3 protein-coding genes and 1 pseudogene are annotated in these 3,275 nt (G+C 69.4%); 2 read left to right on the top strand and 2 right to left on the bottom strand.

What is annotated here, in order from left to right:
* Together ACJ73U_RS34290 and ACJ73U_RS34285 are read right to left on the bottom strand one after the other, a co-directional pair.
* Nucleotides 1-1,432: AMP-binding protein (locus ACJ73U_RS34290; protein WP_407781905.1), on the bottom strand; the 1,432-nt coding region annotated here is incomplete at its 3' end.
* A 12-nt stretch (nucleotides 1,433-1,444) separates the two neighbouring features.
* Entirely contained in the window at nucleotides 1,445-2,278 is an 834-nt protein-coding gene (locus tag ACJ73U_RS34285) for a crotonase/enoyl-CoA hydratase family protein (protein WP_407781904.1), read from the bottom strand.
* A gap of 141 nt (nucleotides 2,279-2,419) precedes the next feature.
* Between ACJ73U_RS34285 and ACJ73U_RS34280 the strand changes: the two genes are divergently transcribed.
* Together ACJ73U_RS34280 and ACJ73U_RS34275 are read left to right on the top strand one after the other, a co-directional pair.
* Nucleotides 2,420-2,746: a hypothetical protein gene (locus ACJ73U_RS34280; RefSeq protein WP_407781903.1), complete on the top strand. Its 327-nt coding sequence runs from the start codon at nucleotides 2,420-2,422 to the stop codon at nucleotides 2,744-2,746.
* Between the two features lie 353 nt (nucleotides 2,747-3,099).
* Nucleotides 3,100-3,275 (top strand): annotated as a pseudogene (locus ACJ73U_RS34275) (MFS transporter); the annotation flags it as partial.

Below are 3,275 nucleotides of genomic sequence, written 5' to 3'. Positions count from 1 at the left end.
CGGGGGAGGGCACCACCGCTGCCTCGGCGACCGCCTCGTGTTCGATCAGGACACTCTCCAGTTCGAACGGTGAGATGCGGTAGTCGGACGCCTTGAACACGTCGTCCGCGCGGCCCACGTACGTGATGTAGCCGTCCTCGTCGCGGCTGCCCACGTCACCGGTGTGGTAGAAGCCGTCGCGCATGACCTCGGCCGTGCGTTCCTCGTCGTCCGCGTAGCCCGACATCAGGCCGACTGGACGCCTCGACAGGTCGACACAGATCTCGCCCTCGTCGCTGGGGATGCCCGTCGCGTCGACCAGTGCGATGCCGAAGCCCGGCAGCGCGCGGCCCATCGAGCCCGGCTTCACCGGCTGGCCCGGCGTGTTCGCCACCAGGACCGACGTCTCGGTCTGCCCGAAACCGTCGCGGATGGTCACCCCCCACGACTTGTTGACCTGCTCGATCACCTCGGGGTTCAGCGGCTCGCCGGCGCCGACGACCTTCGCCGGGGGAGTCCTGAGCAGGGTCAGGTCGGCCTGGATCAGCATCCGCCACACGGTCGGCGGCGCGCAGAACGACGTCACACCGCACCGGTCCATCACGGCCATCAACGCCGACGGGTCGAAGCGGCCGTAGTTGTGGATGAACACCGTGGCCTCGGCGTTCCACGGCGCGAACACGTTGCTCCACGCGTGCTTCGCCCAGCCCGGCGAGGAGATGTTGAGGTGCACGTCACCCGGCTCGAGGCCGATCCAGTACATCGTGGACAGGTGCCCGACCGGGTAGGACACGTGCGTGTGCCGCACCAGCTTCGGGCGCGCGGTCGTGCCGGAGGTGAAGTACAGCAGGAACTCGTCGTCGGCGCCGGTGACCCCGTCGGGCGTGAACGCCGTCGAGGCGCCGTCGGAGTCGGCGAAGTCCAGCCAGCCGTCGACCGGCTCGCCGACGGCGATGCGGGTGTACGACCCGGGGACGTCCGCGAACTTCGGCGCGTCGGCCGACCGGGTCACGACGTGCGCGGCGCGGCCCCGGTCCACCCGGTCGCGCAGGTCCGCGGCGCCGAGCAGCGTGGAGGCCGGGATGAGCACGGCGCCGAGCTTCATCGCGGCGAGGATGGTCAGCCACAGCTCACCCTGGTTGCCCAGCATGAGGATCAGCCGGTCGCCGCGGTTGACCCCGCGGGTGCGCAGCCAGTTCGCGACCTGGTTGGACCTGCGGGACACGTCCGCGAACGTCCACTTCAGCTCGGTGCCGTCCTCCTCGACGATCCACAGCGCGGGCCGCGAGGCGGTCGGCTCGGCGCCGGCGATCACGTCGAACCAGTCGAGCGCCCAGTTGAACTCGCTCAGCGCGGGCCAGTCGAAGTCCGCGCCGGCCCGGTGGTAGTCGGTCCGGTGTTCGAGCAGAAAGTCCCGTGCCGCGCGGAACGTCTCGGTGGCGTCCTTGCTCACCCTGTCGCCCTCCTACTTGCCGTTGAACTTCGGCGAGCGCCGCTCGACGAACGCGGTCACCGCCTCGGTGAGATCTTCGCTCGGCAGGAAGGCGGAGTTCCAGGCACCCACGTACCGCAGGCCGGCGGCCACGTCGTGCTCGCGCTGGTGCCCGAGCACGTCCTTGACCCCCTGCACCACCAGCGGCGGGTTGGCCGCGATGTCCGCGGCGAGCGCGTGGGCGGCGGTGAGCAGCGAGTCCTGGTCCGGGTACACGTCGTTGACCAGGTTGATCTTCTCGGCTTGGGCGGCGTCGATGTCCTTTCCGGTGAACGCCAGCTCCCGCAGGTGACCCTCGCCGATGATCCCGGCGAGCCGGTGCAGGCTGCCGAGGTCGGCGACGATCGCGACCTTCACCTCGCGGACGCTGAACTTGGCGTCGGCGCTGGCGAGGCGGATGTCGGCCGCGGCGATCACGTCCACCCCGCCGCCGACGCACCACCCGCTGACGGCCGCGATCACGGGCTTGCGGCAGGCGGCGATGGACGTCACCGCGTCCTGGAGCTGGCGGAGCCGGCCGAGGAAGTCGGTGCGCGGCTTGGCCAGGGCGCGGTCGCCGAGCAGCCCGGCCCAGTCGCCGGACATGGCGGGCAGGTCGAGGCCGTAGGAGAAGTTGGCGCCGCTGCCGGTGAGGACCACCGCGCGCACGTCGTCGTCGCGGTCCAGCTCGCCGAACACGATCGGCAGCTCCCGCCAGAAATCGGGGCCCAGCGCGTTGCCCTTGCCCGGACCGAGGAGCGTCACATTCGCGACCCCGTCCGCGATAGTCACTTCGAGCGAGACCAGGTTGTCGGTCATGCCTGCCATCCTCATCCGTTCGGCCAACACTCGCAGTATGTCCTACTTGACCATCGAGTTCCCCCGATCGTGTCGGCCGAGGTTTGGCAGGCTGGGCCAACTCGGGCGTTACCGTCCGGAACAGGCGGATCTTCACGATATGGAGGGCGGATGGCACGGGAGAACGTGATGTCGACGCCGATCTTCGACCAGCTGCTGCGCGAGATGGCGCAGCGGACGGAGCCGCGCGGCACCCCACCGGGGCCGTCCCCCATGCCGCCGTCACCGGTGCCGCCCCCGATGCCGGCGCTGCCGACCTCCATGACCGCGACGTCGATGACGGCGACTTCCACCACCGCGACCTCCACCACCGCGACCGCCGTGACCGCGAACCCCATGACGGCGACCCCCGCCCCGCCGCCGTCACCGGAGCCACCCGCCACACCGGACGCCGAGCACCACACCCTCACCCCGCGCCGCCGCCACCGCGCCGACTGACCCGCGCGAGTCCAACACTCCCGACCCGCGTGTCCAACAACCCGGACCCGCGTGTCCAACGCTCCCGACCCGCGTGTCCAACAACCCGGACCCGCGAGTTCAACAAATCCGACTGCTCCCATTGATCGTGTTTGTCGAACTCGGCGGTCGTTCGCGTCGGACACGCGGGTCGTCCCGGTTGGACTCGCGCCCACTGTCCTCCTCGCCACAAAGTCTTTAGCAAGGTGAACTACTTGAGTTAGCCTTGTCGAGGAACCTGTGCGAAGGGGGCATTCAACGTGTCACGTGTGCGGTCGCTCGCCGAACTCGGCCCGCACTACAAGTGGATCGCGCTGTCGAACACGACGCTCGGCATGCTGATCGCGACGATCAACTCCTCGATCGTGCTGATCGCGCTGCCGGACGTGTTCAACGGCATTGGCATCAACCCGCTCGACCCGGCCAAGACCAGCTACCTGCTGTGGATGATCATGGGCTTCCTGATCGTCACGGCCGTGCTGGTGGTCAGCTTCGGTCGCCTCGGCGACAT

This window comes from Actinophytocola sp. (genome assembly GCF_045807065.1).
Lineage (GTDB): Bacteria > Actinomycetota > Actinomycetes > Mycobacteriales > Pseudonocardiaceae > Actinophytocola.
This window is presented reverse-complemented; position numbering and strand designations above follow the sequence as displayed.